The organism is Streptomyces sp. NPDC058697, assembly GCF_042715345.1.
GTDB lineage: Bacteria > Actinomycetota > Actinomycetes > Streptomycetales > Streptomycetaceae > Streptomyces > Streptomyces liliifuscus.
The window spans coordinates 261263-276671 of sequence record NZ_JBHXSU010000002.1 but is presented as its reverse complement, the minus strand read 5'-3'; the positions used below and the strand labels follow the sequence as shown (position 1 = coordinate 276671).

General features: G+C 67.8%; 13 protein-coding genes and 4 pseudogenes. 10 read left to right on the top strand and 7 right to left on the bottom strand.

All coding sequences use genetic code 11. The annotated features are described in order from the left end of the window. Positions 1 to 41: 41 nt before the first annotated feature. The 8 genes and pseudogenes from ACFWXQ_RS05860 to ACFWXQ_RS05825 form a co-directional block, all read left to right on the top strand. Positions 42 to 527 (top strand): annotated as a pseudogene (locus ACFWXQ_RS05860) (carbohydrate binding domain-containing protein); the annotation flags it as partial. A gap of 151 nt (positions 528 to 678) precedes the next feature. Then, a pseudogene (locus tag ACFWXQ_RS05855) lies at positions 679 to 1047 on the top strand (transposase family protein); the annotation flags it as partial. 84 nt (positions 1048 to 1131) lie between these two features. Continuing rightward, complete coding sequence (locus tag ACFWXQ_RS05850) at positions 1132 to 2100, top strand: LacI family DNA-binding transcriptional regulator (protein ID WP_386267624.1); 969 nt, start codon at positions 1132 to 1134, stop codon at positions 2098 to 2100. Positions 2101 to 2224: 124 nt separating this feature from the next. Then, positions 2225 to 3544 carry a histidinol dehydrogenase gene (gene hisD, locus ACFWXQ_RS05845; RefSeq protein ID WP_383951823.1) on the top strand — a complete coding sequence of 440 codons (1320 nt, stop codon included), beginning with the start codon at positions 2225 to 2227 and terminating at the stop codon, positions 3542 to 3544. A gap of 41 nt (positions 3545 to 3585) precedes the next feature. Further along, positions 3586 to 4947 carry an MFS transporter gene (locus ACFWXQ_RS05840; RefSeq protein WP_383951821.1) on the top strand — a complete coding sequence of 454 codons (1362 nt, stop codon included), beginning with the start codon at positions 3586 to 3588 and terminating at the stop codon, positions 4945 to 4947. 82 nt (positions 4948 to 5029) lie between these two features. After that, positions 5030 to 5227, top strand: a pseudogene (locus ACFWXQ_RS05835) (IS5/IS1182 family transposase); the annotation flags it as partial. Between the two features lie 1398 nt (positions 5228 to 6625). After that, positions 6626 to 7123 (top strand): hypothetical protein, encoded by a 498-nt coding sequence (locus tag ACFWXQ_RS05830; RefSeq protein WP_383957026.1) that lies wholly within the window; start codon positions 6626 to 6628, stop codon positions 7121 to 7123. Beyond that, positions 7120 to 7518, top strand: a complete 399-nt coding sequence (locus ACFWXQ_RS05825; protein WP_383957029.1) for a hypothetical protein — start codon at positions 7120 to 7122, stop codon at positions 7516 to 7518. Before ACFWXQ_RS05830 ends, ACFWXQ_RS05825 begins: the two co-directional genes overlap by 4 nt. Positions 7519 to 7708: 190 nt before the next feature. Here the strand turns inward: ACFWXQ_RS05825 and ACFWXQ_RS05820 are convergent, their stop codons facing one another. Then, on the bottom strand, positions 7709 to 8644 hold the full coding sequence (locus tag ACFWXQ_RS05820) for an SDR family oxidoreductase (RefSeq protein ID WP_383957032.1): 936 nt from the start codon (positions 8642 to 8644) through the stop codon (positions 7709 to 7711). Between the two features lie 52 nt (positions 8645 to 8696). Continuing rightward, the gene (locus tag ACFWXQ_RS05815; protein ID WP_386267621.1) at positions 8697 to 9329 is read right to left on the bottom strand and encodes an NADPH-dependent F420 reductase; all 633 of its coding nucleotides are present in this window, start codon (positions 9327 to 9329) and stop codon (positions 8697 to 8699) included. 286 nt (positions 9330 to 9615) lie between these two features. Here ACFWXQ_RS05815 and ACFWXQ_RS05810 point away from each other — a divergent pair, with 286 nt between their 5' ends. Next, a complete protein-coding gene (locus ACFWXQ_RS05810; protein WP_383955271.1) occupies positions 9616 to 10527 on the top strand; it encodes a LysR family transcriptional regulator in 912 nt (303 codons plus the stop codon). Positions 10528 to 10689: 162 nt separating this feature from the next. Here ACFWXQ_RS05810 and ACFWXQ_RS05805 read toward each other — a convergent pair whose 3' ends face one another. Continuing rightward, positions 10690 to 11007, bottom strand: coding sequence for a hypothetical protein (locus ACFWXQ_RS05805; protein ID WP_383955274.1), 318 nt, complete (start codon positions 11005 to 11007; stop codon positions 10690 to 10692). Positions 11008 to 11492: 485 nt separating this feature from the next. Further along, positions 11493 to 11870 carry a Dabb family protein gene (locus ACFWXQ_RS05800; protein WP_383955277.1) on the bottom strand — a complete coding sequence of 126 codons (378 nt, stop codon included), beginning with the start codon at positions 11868 to 11870 and terminating at the stop codon, positions 11493 to 11495. A 93-nt stretch (positions 11871 to 11963) separates the two neighbouring features. Here ACFWXQ_RS05800 and ACFWXQ_RS05795 point away from each other — a divergent pair, with 93 nt between their 5' ends. Beyond that, positions 11964 to 12590 carry a TetR/AcrR family transcriptional regulator gene (locus ACFWXQ_RS05795; protein WP_383955280.1) on the top strand — a complete coding sequence of 209 codons (627 nt, stop codon included), beginning with the start codon at positions 11964 to 11966 and terminating at the stop codon, positions 12588 to 12590. Positions 12591 to 12629: 39 nt separating this feature from the next. Here the strand turns inward: ACFWXQ_RS05795 and ACFWXQ_RS05790 are convergent. From ACFWXQ_RS05790 to ACFWXQ_RS05780, 3 genes and pseudogenes are all read right to left on the bottom strand, one after another. Then, positions 12630 to 12767, bottom strand: a pseudogene (locus ACFWXQ_RS05790) (IS5/IS1182 family transposase); the annotation flags it as partial. A gap of 227 nt (positions 12768 to 12994) precedes the next feature. Continuing rightward, positions 12995 to 13930, bottom strand: a complete 936-nt coding sequence (locus ACFWXQ_RS05785; RefSeq protein ID WP_383955283.1) for a cupin domain-containing protein — start codon at positions 13928 to 13930, stop codon at positions 12995 to 12997. A gap of 172 nt (positions 13931 to 14102) precedes the next feature. Beyond that, positions 14103 to 14918: an SDR family NAD(P)-dependent oxidoreductase gene (locus tag ACFWXQ_RS05780; protein WP_383955286.1), complete on the bottom strand. Its 816-nt coding sequence runs from the start codon at positions 14916 to 14918 to the stop codon at positions 14103 to 14105. Positions 14919 to 15409: the final 491 nt, after the last annotated feature.

The following is a 15409-nucleotide window of genomic DNA, read 5'->3' as shown; positions in this document are numbered from 1 at the left end:
CGGTCGTCGCGGCGGCCGTCGTCGGCTTCGGCTCCTCCCTCCTGATCCCCAGCCGTACCGACGCCACCCCGGCCGCACCCTCCGCGGGCACGTCGACCGCCCCGGGCGCGGACGGGGCCGCCGACGTCCTGACCAACCCCGGCTTCGAGTCGGGCAGTCTCGCGCCGTGGACCTGCGCCGGGAACCCGGGTTCGACCGTCTCCGCTCCCGTCCACGCGGGCTCCAAGGCCCTCCAGGGGGCGGTGAGTTCGAGCGACAAGGCACAGTGCAACCAGACCGTCGCGGTACGGCCGAACACCACCTACTCACTCAGTGGCTGGATCCGCGGCTCCCACGTCTACCTGGGCGTGAACGGCGGCGCCTCCACCTGGGCCACTTCCCCCTCCGCATACAGCCCACTGACCGTCTCCTTCACCACAGGCGCCTCCCAGACCAGCGCGACAATCTACGTTCACGGCTGGTACGCACAGGGCAGGTACTACGCCGACGACATCACCCTGGACGGCCCTAGTGGCGGCGGTGGCGGTGGCGGTGGCGGTGGCGCCTAAGCGTCTTGCACAAGGCTGAGAGCTGGGCATCTCCTTGATATGGCTTGGTTGTTAAGGGCTGACCGGGTGTGGGTGGAGACGTTCACCGGGGGCGCCGCTGCAAGTGACCCAGTTCGCACGCCAGTTGAAGGGCCCGCTGATCCCGGTCCGTGAGCGGAGCGTGGCTACGTCCAGCCGCAACCACCGGTTCTCGGCGGACGTGCAGGTCATCGTGGACGCGGACACGCGGCTGGTCATCGCGGCAGCCAGACCGGTGCCGGGCATCACCGCGGACGCGCACGCCTGGCGCACGTCCGGGCCGAGCCGGCACTGCCAGGGCGGGACGGTGCTCGGCAACGGCGCCTGCCTCAACTGCGGCATGACGGTACCCCACCGCAAATGCCCGGAGGGCTCTCCTCCAGGCTGAGGAGGACGACAACTCCGAGCAACGCAAAGTCCGAGCCCGGTGGAACACATTATCGGCCGCACGAAGAACTGCAAGATCCTCCACGACTGCCGCGGCCCGGCCGTGACGATCCGTATCCTTGCTTCGACACGACCCGGAGGTTGAGTACCCATGGCGCGGCGGCCGAACGTCACGAGTGTGCAGATCGCCCGCGAGGCGGGTGTGGCGCAATCGACCGTCTCCCGCGTCCTCAACGGCGGGAGCGTGGCTCCCGAGACCCGGCGGCGGGTACTCGCTGCGGTTGCCAAATACGACTTTGAGCCGAGTCAGGCGGCGCGGAGCCTGGTCGGCGCCAGCTCGGGGCTCATCGGAGTGGTCATCCGGGACCTCACGAACCCGTTCTATCCGGTGATGGTCAAAGCCATGGAGCGGGTATTGCACGAGCAGGGCCTGCGCCTGTCGCTGGTCACGGATGTGATGACCGCGGACGAGGGCCTGGCGTTGTTGCGGCGCGAGGGCGTGGACGGGGTCGTGTTCACCTCGGCGGTACGGGACGAGCCGCTGGCACATCGCATGCTGGGCCACGGGATCCCCGTCGTGCTGTGTCACCGTACTCTCGAAGACTTCCCGTCCGACCAGGTGGAGGCCGACAACGACAGGGCCGGCAGGCTGGCAGCCGAGCATCTGTTGAGCCTGGGGCATCGCCGCATCGCGATGGTGTGTGGCCTGGCCGGGGCGAGCACGGCGCAGCAGCGTGGCCGCGGATTCCGCGAGCGGGCGCGCGCCGGCGAAGGCGTCACCGTGACGGAAATCGACGGAGCCTACGACTACGCCACCGCCTACGACGCGGTACGCACCCTCCTCGCCGGCGCCGAGCCGCCCACCGCGCTGTTCTGCCACAACGACGTGATGGCGTACGCGGCACTCAACGCGGCCGTGGCGGCGGGCGTGGCAGTGCCGCGCGAGCTGAGCGTGGTGGGCTGTGACGATGTGCCGCTGTCGGCGTGGGAACGCATCGATCTGACGACGGTGCGCCAGCCGCTGGAGCGGATCGCGCAGGTCGGCGTCGAGCTGCTGCTGGACCGGCTGGAGAATCCGGACGCTCCGCTCCGGCATGAGGTCCTGCCGGTGGAGTTCGTCGGCCGTTCCACCACCGCTCCGGTGTGAGACGCCTCCGCTCCGGCGTGAAACGCCTCTGAATCACCTCTTGACGGCTCTGCCGTTCGCTGTTCATGCTGTGGATACGTATCCAATGGATACGTATCCATCCCCTGAGCAAAAGGAGCTGGGCGTGTCCCGCACCATCAAGGCCGCCACCACCTCGTCCACCGCGCCGTCCGGCAACGACACTGTCGGGCAGACCGTCCGTGAGCTGATCGCCGACGTACGGAGCCGTGGCGACGAAGCAGTCCGCGAGCTGTCGGCGCGTTTCGACCGCTGGGAGCCGGAGTCCTTCCGCCTCCACGGCGAGCAGCTCGCTGAGATCATCGGCACGCTCGACCCCCAGGTCATCGAGGACATCAAGACGGTCCAGGCCAACGTCCGCCGTTTCGCCGAGGCGCAGCGGGAGTCCATGTCGGAGATCGAGATCGAGACCGCCCCGGGCGTGTTCCTCGGTCACCGCCACGTGCCGATCCAGTCCGTTGGTGCCTACATCCCCGGCGGCCGCTACCCGCTGACCGCCTCCGCGCACATGACGATCGTGACCGCCAAGGCCGCCGGCGTGCCCCGCGTGGTCGCCTGCACGCCGCCGATCCGGGGTGAGATCCCCGCCGCGACCGTCGCCGCGATGCATCTGGCCGGCGCGGACGAGATCTACATCCTGGGCGGTGTCCAGGCGATCGCCGCGATGAGCATCGGCACCGAGACGATGACATCGGTGGACATGCTGGCCGGGCCGGGCAACGCCTACGTGGCCGAGGCCAAGCGCCAGCTCTTCGGTGAGGTCGGTATCGACCTGTTCGCCGGGCCCACGGAGATCCTGGTCGTGGCCGACGACGACGCCGACCCGTTCATCGCCGCCGTCGACCTGCTCTCCCAGGCGGAGCACGGCCCGGACTCTCCGGCCGTGCTGGTGACCACCAGCGAGCGCGTCGCCGGCGAGGTGCAGCGGCACATCGACGAGATCCTGCCCGGCCTGCAGACCGGCGACATCGCCGGCCAGGCCTGGCGCGACCACGGCCAGATCATCCTGGTCGACGACCTCGAAGAGGCCTACCGCGTTGCCGACGGCTTCGCCTACGAGCACGTCCAGGTCCTCACCGAGAACCCGCGTGAAGCGCTGGACAAGATGCACGCCTACGGCGCCCTGTTCCTCGGTGAAGGCACCTGCGTCTCCTACGGCGACAAGGTGATCGGCACCAACCACGTGCTGCCGACCCGGGGTGCGGCCCGTTACACCGGCGGCCTGTGGGTGGGCATGTACCTGCGCACCGTCACCTACCAGGAGGTGCGCGAGCCGAAGTCGTCGGCCGACCTCGGGGTGCTGTGCGGCCGCGCGGCCCGCATCGAGCTGTTCGAGGGGCACGCCCGCTCGGGCGATGTCCGGGCTGCCAAGTACGCCGGTGTCCCGCTGCCGTGGACCGACCACTTCGAGACCGTCCGCGCCTGACACCACCGCCCCGCCCTACGTCCCCGATCAACGGAGATCACATGTCTACCGCCGCTACCCCGACGCCGGAGCAGGTCCGTCGTCGATCACTGCAGTCAGGCACCATCGGCGCGATCGTCGAGTGGTACGAGTACACGATTTACGGAGTCGCCGCCGCGCTGGTGTTCGGGGAGCTGTTCTTCCCGAACTTCGCCCCCGGTGTCGGCCAGATCGTCTCACTCGCCACGTTCGGCGTCGGCTTCCTGGCCCGCCCGGTCGGCGCGTTCGTCGCCGGGCATCTCGGGGACCGGATCGGACGCAAGTCCACGTTGATCCTCACGTTCTCGATCATGACAGTGGCGACTGCGGCGATCGGCTTCGTGCCGACCTATCAGCAGATCGGGATGGCGGCGCCGGTGCTGCTGTGCGTGCTGCGGCTCGCACAGGGCTTCGCGGTCGGCGGCGAGTGGGGCGGGGCGGCCATCGTCGCGGTGGAGAACGCGCCGCGGGACCGGCGCGGGTTCTTCGGCTCCTGGCCGCAGATCGGGGTCTCCGCGGGACTGCTCCTCGGCACGGCCGCGATGTCGTTCGCATCGTGGATCTCCGGCGACGCCTTCGACGTGTGGGGCTGGCGGGTGCCGTTCCTGCTCAGCGTCGTGCTGGCCGGCATCGGCTTCTTCATCCGGCTGCGCGCCACCGAAAGCCCGGCCTTCCTCGCCGAGAAGGCCAAGATGGACACCGAGCTCGAACGCCGCAAGGCGCCCGCGGCGATCCTCTTCCGCGATCACCGCAAGTCGCTGCTGATCACCGTCTTCGGCCGGTTCGCCGAGGCCGGGAACTACTACCTGTTCACCACCTTCATCCTGTCCTACGTCACCACCACCCTCGACGCGCCCAAAAGCTACGGTCTGGCCGCGTCGATGATCGGTGCGGCCGTGAACATCGTGATGATCCCCGTATTCGGGGCGTTGTCCGACCGCATCGGACGCGTACGGACCTTCCTCATCGGCGGCGCGCTGATCGTGGCCACCACGTGGCCCAGCTTCGCGCTGGTCCACACCGGACAGCTGTGGGCGATCGTGGTTGGGGTGGTGCTGTTCCTCGCACTCGGGCACGCCATGGTCTACGCACCTCTGCCCGCGCTGTACTGCGAGATGTTCCCCACCTCGGTGCGGTACTCCGGCATCTCGATCGGGTACCAGATGGCATCGATCCTGCTCGCGAGCTTCACCCCGGCACTGGCCAGCGCGATGGTCCTATGGGCCGACGGCAGCCTGTGGATGGTGATCAGTTTCGTGATCGTGACGACGCTGATCGCGATGACGGCGATCGCGTTCGCCCCCGACCGCCGAGACCGCGAACTGAGCGAGATCGGCGCCGTTCACGAGCACGCCGCCGACGCACCGGCCTTCTCGTCACGCTGATGCACCCGCCATTGACGATGGGTGTAGTTGCTCCGCGGGGAAGGGCTGAGCCGGACAACGCCGACCGGACACGGACCTGACGCCTGTACGCCGACCGGGGCTCGACTTCGACAAGTCCCGTCACCTGCTGCTCAAGCGCGGCATCAATCACCTGATCGCCCGACACGGCGTCACCCACGGCTCCGGACTGGGCAAGGCGCGCTGGGTCGTCGAGCACGCCTTCGCCTGGCCGCACCAGCTCAAACGACCCCGCACCCAATACGAACGACGCACCGATCTACAAGAGTTCCGGCAGGCTCAGCCCATACCCGCGCAGTCGCCAGAGGTCGAAGACTGCGCTCCCGTCGGCTGCGAAGTCCGCATCAACTCAGTGCCGTTGTCGGGGATCGCCACCTTCACGGCCTCATCAATCGCGTTCAGAGCGCGCACATGACCGAGCATGAGGTCTCGCGCGGCCCCAACCCGTTCCACGCAGCGTCATCCCACTGAGCCCGTGGCTGTTGGGATTGTCCATGGGGCCGCCAGAGTCTCCGCAGGACGACATTCTGAAACGATCGGTAAGGGAGGACAGGCCTGGAGGCGGTTGCTGCGGATGACGTAGAGCGGCTGTGGCCCCGAACACCTGGCGTGTTGCGGGGCCACAGCCGTACATGTGCTGGTCAGATCGCGGAGTTGAGTCATGTGCGGGGGCGGTGCAGGTTCTCCCGCGAGGACAACAGGGCGAGCACCGCGTGCTCTTGGTGGTACTCGGGCCCCGCCCGGCCGGCTGGCGGTCGGCGAACTGCGGCCTCGGCCTCGGGTCGCTCGACGTGGTCAGTTCGATCGCGTCCCGGCCGCCGGCTTCGTGGGCGTGAGCTCACCGCCCACACCACCACCCTGTCCGCACACGGTGGCCCCTTCTTCCACTTCCAGTGCCGGGTCAACCCTGCCGCGTTCCTCGTTCTCGCCGTGATCTACCTCGCACATCAGACGAAGACACTTGGCAGCTGTCATCGTGCCGGTGCCGGTGCCGGTGCCGGTGCCGGTGCCGGTGCCGGTGCCGCCGTCGCCGTCGCCGTTGGCGGGATCCTCCCAGCGGGCTGGGACATCTCCGCCGGGCGTCCGCTGGGGGAGTTCAGAGTGGAAATCCAGCCGGACAGGACGCCTTGGCCCCGCAGGTCCCACACGGCACCGGCCTACGGACACTCTCGGCTACCTTCGGAGAAGGCGCCGCGCCGGCGCCGAGGGGGTGCTCATAGGCATGCTGCGATTCAAACTGACAGAGTCTCGGGCATCGCGGCGTACGACGCCAGCCGGCCAAGGCCAGGTGTCTGGGCGTCGACCAACGTCGCAGGACCCGACTGCCCGGGACCGGACGGCATCAGCCGAGTCCCGCGGTTCGCAGCGCACACCTTCATCTCCGGCGTCGCCGCGTACGCCCAGCCGAGGGCAGGTGGCTGAGCGTCAACCAACGTCGCAGAAGCCGACTCCCCGGGGCCACACGGCACCGGCCGAGTCACCTGCTCCGCAGCGCACAGCTCCGCCTCCGCCTCCGGCATCGCAGCGTACGACGCAGACGCCCGGTCAAGGGCAGCAGTCTCCGCCTGAGAGGCTGTCGGCGCCCGAGCGCGACGTTCCCGGCAGCGCCCCGTCCGCAATCGAGCCGCCCGCTCCAGGGAGCACCCCGGACACGGTACGGATGTACTTCTTCGGCGCGATCACCAACAGCCAACTGGCCATCAACAACGGCATGGTGACGCAGACCATGGTGAAGCAATTCACCGAGCCCTGTCCGAGCGGCACAGCGCCAGCGGCAGCGGAACCCCCGAGCGGTTCCTTGCCAGAGGGTTCTGCCCCGCCTCACGAGCGGACGCGGCACGTGCCGTCGGCGGTACCGGACAGCACGCCGGACGTGAAGGCCATCAGCGCCGAGACCTTCTGCCGCAGGCACCTGAAGCCCATGCTCGACGATCTTCAGCGCCGCATACCGGAACTGGGGCTGAGCCCGGAATCCCGACAGACCCTCAAGCAGACAATCATCGAACTGCAAGCCGAACTGCGTTGCACCACCATCGACATGCAACGAGTCGACGAGGGGCTACACCGTATCCACGACATCTTGGCAACGGAGCCGCCGGACGTGGAGTCCTCTGCCGACGACCCGCAGAACTCACCGACGTGGGGAGGAGCGCCGTGACGGATACGGGCGGCCCGCAGTTCCACGGTCCCATCCACGGAAGCCAGATCGCCATCGGCAACCACGATGTGTCGCAGCGGCAGTATGTGACCGCTGAGAGCCGGTCCGAGGACCGCCTGGCCGAGGCGGTCGGCGCACTCCTGGCGGCGGTGGAGCAACTCGGCCTGCGCGCCGAGGAGGAGAGGGGGGTACGACAGGACGCGGAAGCCGCCCTGGATGAGGCAGCCCAGCCGGAGCCGGACGTCGGACGCCTGCGCCGCCTGCTGAGCCGGATCCAGGTAGTCCTGGTCCCGATAGCGGCGGGTGCCGCCGCGGGCACCGCCACTGGGGTGACCAACGGGACGGCACAGCTGGCCCAGACCGTCCTGACCGATCTTCAGCAGGCTCTGCCCTAGCTCGGCAGTGCAGGGCCTTCGGTCGGAGCCCGGAGGACCTGCCGCAGCTGTTCGAGGACTGGGAGGCGGAGACAATGCAGGCTGCCACACGCGAGCAGTACGCATCCTGTGCCAGAGACTGCCGATGCCGTCTCCATCGCAGGTCATCCAGAACGTAGCGGGAAGGAGCCCGGTCTCTCGGTCCCTGCCGTCAGCTGGCGGAGAAGTAGTGGCCGTTGTCCAAATCGGCGAGCAGGCCGGGCTGAGCGGGTTCCCAGCCGAGGGAACGGCGGGTGATGAGGCTGGATGCCGGGTAGTTCTGCGTGACTATGTTCGAAAGGAACCCAAAGTATCCCGGCACCATCAGTACGTCCGCGGGAACGCTCACGGCGGGCAGGCCCAGACGTCTGCCAATCGCTTCGGCGATCTCGCGGAGCGGGATGGCCCCGTCCCCAACCGCGTGCCAGTACCTGCCGGCCGGCCCCTTCTCCAGCGCCAAGCGGAACAACGAGGCGACATCGCGGACGTGCACGGCGTTCCACAGGTTCGCGCCGTCTCCGGGGTAGCCGACGAAGCCCTTCTCCTTCGCGAGCGCGATCAGTTGCACGAGGAAGCCGGCACGATCGGTCGTGCTGTGCGCGATGTTGGCGATCCGCACGACCGAAGAGCGCACGCCCTGCTCAGCGAGGCCGACTACCGCGGTTTCCACGACATTGCGAACCCGCAGGGTGCCCTTGTACTCATCGCCGCCGGGAAGGGCCGGGTCCTCCTCGGTGGCCGGTCGGCCCAGGTTCCCCGGCGAGCCTATGCTCCCCGCCGCGACCAGCGGCTTTCCGGTTCCCGCCAGTGCCTCGCCGTACGCGAGCATGATCGGGAGCTCAGCGGCGGCCACGGCGTCGATTCCGCCGGACGGAAGCAGGTCTTGCCTGTGCGCGACGTGGATAACGCCGTCGGAGTCCGCGGCCGCCTCCTTGAGCCCGTCGAGATCCTCGAGGTCGCCGCGACGCACCTTCGCGCCGAGCGCGGACAGCGCCGCCGCGGCCGTGTCCGACCGGGCCAGGCCGGTGACCTCGTGCCCGGCGGCGATGAGCTCGGGGATGACGTACGAACCGGAATGGCCGGTCCCGCCAGTGACGAAAACGCGCACGCTACTGCTCCTTGTGAATTATGTGGCGCGAGAAGTGGTGGTGCGGATGTGCTCAGCCGAGAATGCTGACGCCGAGGAAGAAGTTGGTGTGCTTGACGGAGTGGGCGACGAGTCCCAGCTGCAGCAGGGCGACGTTCTCCAGCGCCCGCGCCATCGCCAACTGCCCGGTGTCCATCGGGCGCAGTCCCAGGCTCTCGATGAACGCCGACACGCGTGTCTTTGCCTGCGCGTCGTCGCCGGCGATGAACACGTCCAATGGGCGACCCTCGGCTGGGCTGGCCGCCAGTACATGGGAGAACAGGGTGTTGAACGCCTTGACGACATGTGCGCCGGCGGGGGCGGCCTTGGCGATCTCCTGGGCGCCGGAAGTGCTGTCGGGGGTGACAAAGCCCTTGAAATCGGGGGAGACGGGGTTGGTGATGTCGATGATGACCTTGCCGTGCAGTGCGTCCCCGTACTCGCTCACGACCGCCGCGGCACTGGCGTACGGCACCGCGAGGATGACGATGTCCCCGGCCGGGGCGGCGCCGACCGTCCCGACAGTGGCGCCGCCGAGCGCGTCGGCCAACTCCTTGGCCTTGGCCGGGTCGCGGCCGATGATCTCGACGGCGTTGCCGCCGGCGAGCGCCCGGTCTGCAAGGGCGCCGGCCATGTTCCCCAGGCCGACAATGCTGATACTGCTCATGGTTGAGCCTGCTTTCTTAAGCTGGATGGGACGCCATGCCCACCCGTCGTTTGGTCACGGTTATGTGGTGGATGCCGTCGAATGACGCGATGGATTGTGCTCAATTTTCGGATGCGTTAATTCCGGGGTTGGGCCCTGCTGTCAAGTCCTGATGTCGTTCTCTTGTGCCGAATTGTCTCCGGCCCCATTCGGCACTTATTAAGAATGTCATTGGCCTGAGTGGAGTGTCCAAGACCTCTTTCAGCCGTGGCGATACCCTGAAGGCATCACCGGACCGGGAGGCTCCATGGATCTGGACCTGCGCAAGTTGCGCTACTTCGTCGCCGTCGCCGGGACGTTGCACTTCGGCCGCGCCGCCGATGAGTTGCACATCGCGCAGCCGGTGCTCAGTAGACAGATCCGCGCGCTGGAACAGGATCTCGGCACCCCGCTGCTGACAAGGGACAGTCACGGCGTGGTGCTGACCGACGCCGGCACGCAGTTGCTGACCGACGCCGGTCCGCTGCTGGCCTCCGCGCACGCGGTCCGCCGACGGGTGACCGTGGCCGCGCGGGGCAGCCAGCGGATAATGGTCGGCTTCCGGGCGGGCATCGCCGTTGCCCCAGCGGTAGAGCAGTTCGCCGCCCGGCACCCAGACGTTCTGGTGGACGTGCAGCGGATGGAATGGGACGACCAGGCCTCGATGCTGCTCGACGGCCGTATCGACGTCGGCTATGTGCGGCTGCCCATGGACGAGGCCGGCCTACGCGTCACCCCGCTGTACGCCGAGCCGCGGGTGGCGGTGCTGCCCGTCGGCCACCGATTGGCCGGCCGGGAGCAGATCACCGAGGCCGACCTGGCCGGCGAGCCGCTGGTCTGGCATGCCGACTCGAGCACGCAGCCCACCAGGCGGCCGCACCCCAACGCCGGATACGTGGTGCGCGGGGTGGACGAGACGCTCGAGCATGTCGCGGCCGGCCGGGGCATCTCGTTCCTGGCCCGTTCGGCGACCGTGTTCTACTCACATCCGAACATCAGTTACGTGCCCGTCCTGGATCTGGCGCCCGACCAGGTGTGCCTCGCGGTGGCGGCATCGCGCACCTCGCCGGTGGTCGACGATTTCTTCACCGCGGCCCAGGCGACGGCCGAGATCACGGCAGAATGCGGGAACTATGAAATGTGGCAGCTTGGAAGCGGTGCCGTTTCAAAGCACGGTTGAGCAGTTCGACTGACAACAGCGGCGCCCACAGAGGCACGCGGCCACAGCAATGGCGAAGGCATTGAGCTCGAGGGCGGAGGCGATGTGCCAGATCTCGGGCCGAACTGATCCCTGTCTCGATTGGTCCGGTCCGGTCCGGTCCGGTGCGATGCGCTTGCTGTCTCAGCTGGACTGGTCGGGGGAGGGGTGGCCGACACTGTCCGTGTAAACGCGGGCCTGTTCACACAGGGCGTCGATCTCGAGGTTCTCTTCCTCGCTCAGTTGCGCATCCAGCGCGACGCCGATGACGCGTCGGGCGCGGGACAACCGCCGAGCGACATCCCAGTCGGCGATGAATTTGCCGACGGTGTACTCGTCGGCGGTTCCGAATGCCTGGCGGGATCGGAGACGGTCGAGGGACACCACGAACTCGTCCAGGTCCAGGAGGACTGCAACGATCTCGTTGAGGGGTATGCGGATCTCTCGGGACGACATGTCCATCGGCCGACTCAACTCCAGAGCTGGTGCTTCGGCCCCGACCCTGATCCTGCTCGCCAGGGCCGGTCCGGGAACGGGTTCGGCCACGGGTAGTCATCGGTGGGTGAAGACAGAAGATCAGACGGCGGCCGCAGGTCACAGGATAGATCCTCCCCGATGGCACGCCGGGGGCGCGCGCCCCCATGCGGTTTGCAGGATCTGCTGTCGAGGGCCAAGTACGCGACGACATCCGTGCCTTCGTCGTCGAGCAACTGCACGACGCCGCCGCAGTCCTGGTCGTCGACGAGACCGGTCATCTCAAGAAGCCCAGCTCCGCTGGGGAGCCAGGGGCGAGTGCCTGCCAACCTCAGGTCATGCGTCCGGGTTTCAGAGCCGCGTCGGAACTGTCTGCGGCAGCTGCGGCTGCGATCTGATCGCTGTCTCGTAACTGCGGCTGGGGCGCTGGGCGCTGGAGCGGGGACGGTGCCGACTGTTGGCGCAGGGCTCCTTCAGGCCGCCAGCAGCGGGCCGAGTTCGGCGGCCCACTCCGGATAGAGCGCGACCTTCTCCTCATGCAGGGCGAGGATGTCCTGTGCCAGGGTGGGCGTCATGTCGTCGGACAGGTCCGGGCCGATAGCGATCCTGGACAGGTAGGGCGTGATCTGCGGGTCACCGGCCAGGTGAATCGGGTCGTGCATGTAGCGCCGCAGGGTCGGCAGGTCGGTGATGCCCACGCAGTAGGCGTGGGTGAAGCCGTCGGGATCACCGAGGCATTGGCCCACCGTCGAGAACGACACCGACTCGACAGAGGCCGTGCGCCGCAGCACCGCGAGTACGTGCTCCCGATCCTCCTCGGTTGCGGTCTCCTTGAACGTGAAGCGCAGCATGTGGACGATCAAGTCTGTCCCGCCCCTCTCATGCGAACTGAACCAGCTGGTTCAGAAATTCGATCTATCGGGTTCAGTCACTACACTGAACCCATGGGTTCTGGAGTGTCAACTGGGGGCGGGCGTCCGGCCCGTGGGCGGATCCAGCGGCGGCAGGCGATCCTGGACGGCGCGTTCGCGGTATTCACGCGACACGGCTACGCCCAGGCGTGCGTGAAGGAGATTGCGCAGGAGGCAGGCGTCGCCAAGCCGACCGTCTACAGTCACCTGAACGACAAGGAGAGCCTCTACCGCGAGGCCGTAGAGGCCGCTGCCGACCGCGTCGGCGCGCAGAGCCTCGCCGTCGTCGAGCGGCTGCGCGAGGCCGCCGCGGACAGCGACCCGCGCGCGTCACTCACAGCCGTGGCCCACGGCCTGCTCCAGGCGTTTTGCAACGAAGACGCTCGCGCCGTGCGGCAATTGGCCTCTGCCCAGGTGGCTCAATTCCCCGACCTGGCGGCGAGCGTACGCGAGCGCACAGCCCTGCGGGTACGTTCCGCCCTAGCTGACCGCTTGGCCCGCCTGGCTCTCGCCGGCCGCCTGCGCCCGTGCGACCCGGAGCTCGCCGCCGAGCACTTCCTCTCCCTTCTCACCGGCCCGTTGGAGTACCGACCCACCGCCGCCCCGGACACCGTCGCTGACACTGCGATGGACGTCTTCCTGCGCGCCTACGGAAAGTGACCCCCAACCTGTGCTCCGCCCATCAAAGAGGCGCACCTTTCACCGGTCGAGGGCCAGGTTGTGCATACGTGCGATGGCGCTGGCAGCCCAGTAGACGCCATCGCCGCTGCGACGGCAGTCCCGAAGGATCTTCCAGTTCTTCATCCGGGCGAAGGCGTGCTCGCTGCGGGCGCGCAGCCACGCAGCGCGAACTTCGCCACGGCCACCTTCGCCGACCGTGCCAGCAACCAGACATGACTTTCACAGCTTCAGGAAGCGTCTGCGTCTGCGTGGTTGGGAGTCGCCGGCCCGTGGGTCGCTACCCGGTTGTGGGCGTCAACGCGGGCCATCGGCCTCGCCATCTGCCGGCGCCCCTGACATCTGACACCTGGCGCACACAAACACCACGTCGCAGCACTTGAGGGTCAGGCGTCGGCGGTGGCTGTGCGGCGGTATCGGCTTGGTGGGACACCGAGTTCGCGGGTGAAGGCCCGGGAGAAGGCGTACTCGGAGGCGTAGCCGACATTGCGGGCGATGATGGCGAGTGAGTCGTTGGTGTCTCGCAGTTGGCGGGCGGCCTGCTCAAGGCGGACCCGGGAGAGGTAGGCGAGGGGGCTGGCGCCGACGGTGGACTTGAACCTGCGGGCGAATGTGGGCCGGGACATGGCCACAGTGCGGGCGAGGCTGTCGACGGTCCAGTCTTCCTGCGGCTGCTCGTGCATCAGTGACAGTGCGGCGCCGATGTCGGGGTCGCGCAAAGCGGTCAGCCATGACGGGCCCGAGTCCGCGTCGTCGGCGCGCTCCAGCCAGTTGCGGACGGTCAGGATGAACAGCACTTCGGTGAGCCGCGTGGCGACTGCTCGGGATCCCGGCTGACTCCTGGTGGCCTCCGAGGCAAGGAGTCGGACGACGCTCTGGAGATGCGGGTCCGCTGCCATGCCGGGTACGTGCACCACCTCAGGCAGTACCGACAGCACCGGATGGCGGTCCGTGGACGTCGCGTACTGGAACTTACCGCACACCACGCGGACCAGCGGGCCGTCACCACCCATGTCCACGACGTCCGCACGGCCCGGAGGGTTCTCAGCCTCGATGTCCGAGTAGGGGCGGGGCTCAGCGCCTGGACTGCCCAGGAGCTGGTGCGGGGTGCCCCTCGGGAGCAATACCACGTCACCGGACACCAGCTGTATCGGTGGCATCTTCTCTGTCTGGAGCCAGCACGCGCCGTCGGCGATCAAATGGAATCCGGCGATGCTCCCCTGGTTGAGGTCACAACCCCACTGCGATCCGTTGGAACGAAGCTGCGCGAGGAGTGCTCCCGTGAACCCGGTTGACGCCAGAACGTCGGCAAGTACATCCATATTCGTCACGCTATCCAAGCAAGACACATTTCCGCACCTCGTGTGAGATGCGGAAGCATGTAGAGGAGGTGCATCAGTATCAGCACTCTCACTGCGTGAGGTTCCGCAGTGTCACACTGCTCCGCGCCTGGCCGCCCGGCGTTGTATGAGGCGCTCACATGTGGCGTGAGGGTTACTTCAGGGCGCGGCGGGAGAGGTCGGCCCACTCGTCCCAGGTCTTGAGGCGGTCGGCGTAGATGGCGGGGAGCCAGTCAAGGCCGGCGTTGCCGAGAAAGACGCGCAGCGGCGGGTTCTCGGCATTGGCGAGCTCCACGACGCCCCGGGCGGCCGCGGCGGGGTCCCCGGGGACGATGGTCTTGGCGAACTCCTGGCCGGCGACGCGGGCGGGGTCGTAGGCGGGGATCATCTCGGCGACGGCCAGCGAAAGGCCGGCCCACTCGGTGGTGTAGGCGCCGGGCTCGACCAGCGTGACCTTGATGCCGAGCGGGCCGACTTCCTGGGCCAGCGACTCGGTGAAGCCCTCCAGCGCCCACTTGGCGGCGTGGTGGCCGCCGAACAGCGGGAACGCCGCGACGCCGAAGGTCGATGAGACCTGGATGATGTGGCCGGAGCCCTGGGCGCGCAGGTGCGGCAGCACCGCCTGAGTGACCCAGAGCGCGCCTAGGTAGTTGACCTCGATCTGATCGCGGGCCTGCTGCTCGGTAATCTCCTCGACCGCACCGAACAAGCCGAAGCCGGCATTGTTGACGACCACGTCGAGACGGCCGAAGTGCGCGATCGCCTCCTGCGCGGCAGTGACGGCCGCAGCCCGGTCGGTCACGTCGAGCTGCAGCGGCAGCACAGCGTCTCCGTGTTTGACGGTCAGGTCTTTGACGCCGTCGATGTTCCGGGCTGTCGCGACGACCTTGTCGCCCTCGGCGACTGCGGCCTCGACGAAGGAGCGGCCCAGGCCACGGGATGCCCCGGTGACGAACCAGATCTTGCTCATGGTCATACATCCTTGTCATGGTCTTCACGGAGGGATGACCCCTCTCGGTCAACCACGTTACGTCTCGCCAGTCGATACCCTCCATGACCAAAAGGCTCATCCGCATACCCCAGAGTCTCAAGAATCTCCAGCTCTGACGGGCGACTGCAGGCTGGCATCGGGACGGCCCGCTGCCCGCTGCCGTGCACTGTGGCCGCGGCCATGGCGTGCCGAACTCCCGACGGGTGCCGCGTACGGCTCATTGCCGGGCAGCGCTTCCCAGTAGCGGAGGCCATGGGGATCGTTTTCTGGCGTGCTGCTCACCTATCGGGCCCCATACCCCTTCCTCCACTTCGATGAGACTTAGGGGTATGGAGGTGAGAGTTTCTGCCATGGAAGCTCTCGCTTCCTAAGACGTAGCGTGTTCTCCGAGCAGGGATGCGGGCGACCCGGAATGGCGCCGTCCCTTCGCTCGGACAAGGAACTCACGTACCGGAAATGGTGACAGCACA

Bases quoted from the DNA above. Each gene is read 5' to 3' on its own strand.
- ACFWXQ_RS05815 (WP_386267621.1), bottom strand. From the start codon at position 9,329: ATGAGCAGTATCAGCATTGTCGGCCTGGGGAACATGGCCGGCGCCCTT.
- ACFWXQ_RS05810 (WP_383955271.1), top strand. From the start codon at position 9,616: ATGGATCTGGACCTGCGCAAGTTGCGCTACTTCGTCGCCGTCGCCGGG.
- ACFWXQ_RS05785 (WP_383955283.1), bottom strand. From the start codon at position 13,930: ATGGATGTACTTGCCGACGTTCTGGCGTCAACCGGGTTCACGGGAGCA.
- ACFWXQ_RS05805 (WP_383955274.1), bottom strand. From the start codon at position 11,007: ATGGACATGTCGTCCCGAGAGATCCGCATACCCCTCAACGAGATCGTT.
- ACFWXQ_RS05795 (WP_383955280.1), top strand. From the start codon at position 11,964: ATGGGTTCTGGAGTGTCAACTGGGGGCGGGCGTCCGGCCCGTGGGCGG.
- ACFWXQ_RS05830 (WP_383957026.1), top strand. From the start codon at position 6,626: ATGTACTTCTTCGGCGCGATCACCAACAGCCAACTGGCCATCAACAAC.
- ACFWXQ_RS05780 (WP_383955286.1), bottom strand. From the start codon at position 14,918: ATGAGCAAGATCTGGTTCGTCACCGGGGCATCCCGTGGCCTGGGCCGC.
- ACFWXQ_RS05840 (WP_383951821.1), top strand. From the start codon at position 3,586: ATGTCTACCGCCGCTACCCCGACGCCGGAGCAGGTCCGTCGTCGATCA.
- ACFWXQ_RS05800 (WP_383955277.1), bottom strand. From the start codon at position 11,870: ATGCTGCGCTTCACGTTCAAGGAGACCGCAACCGAGGAGGATCGGGAG.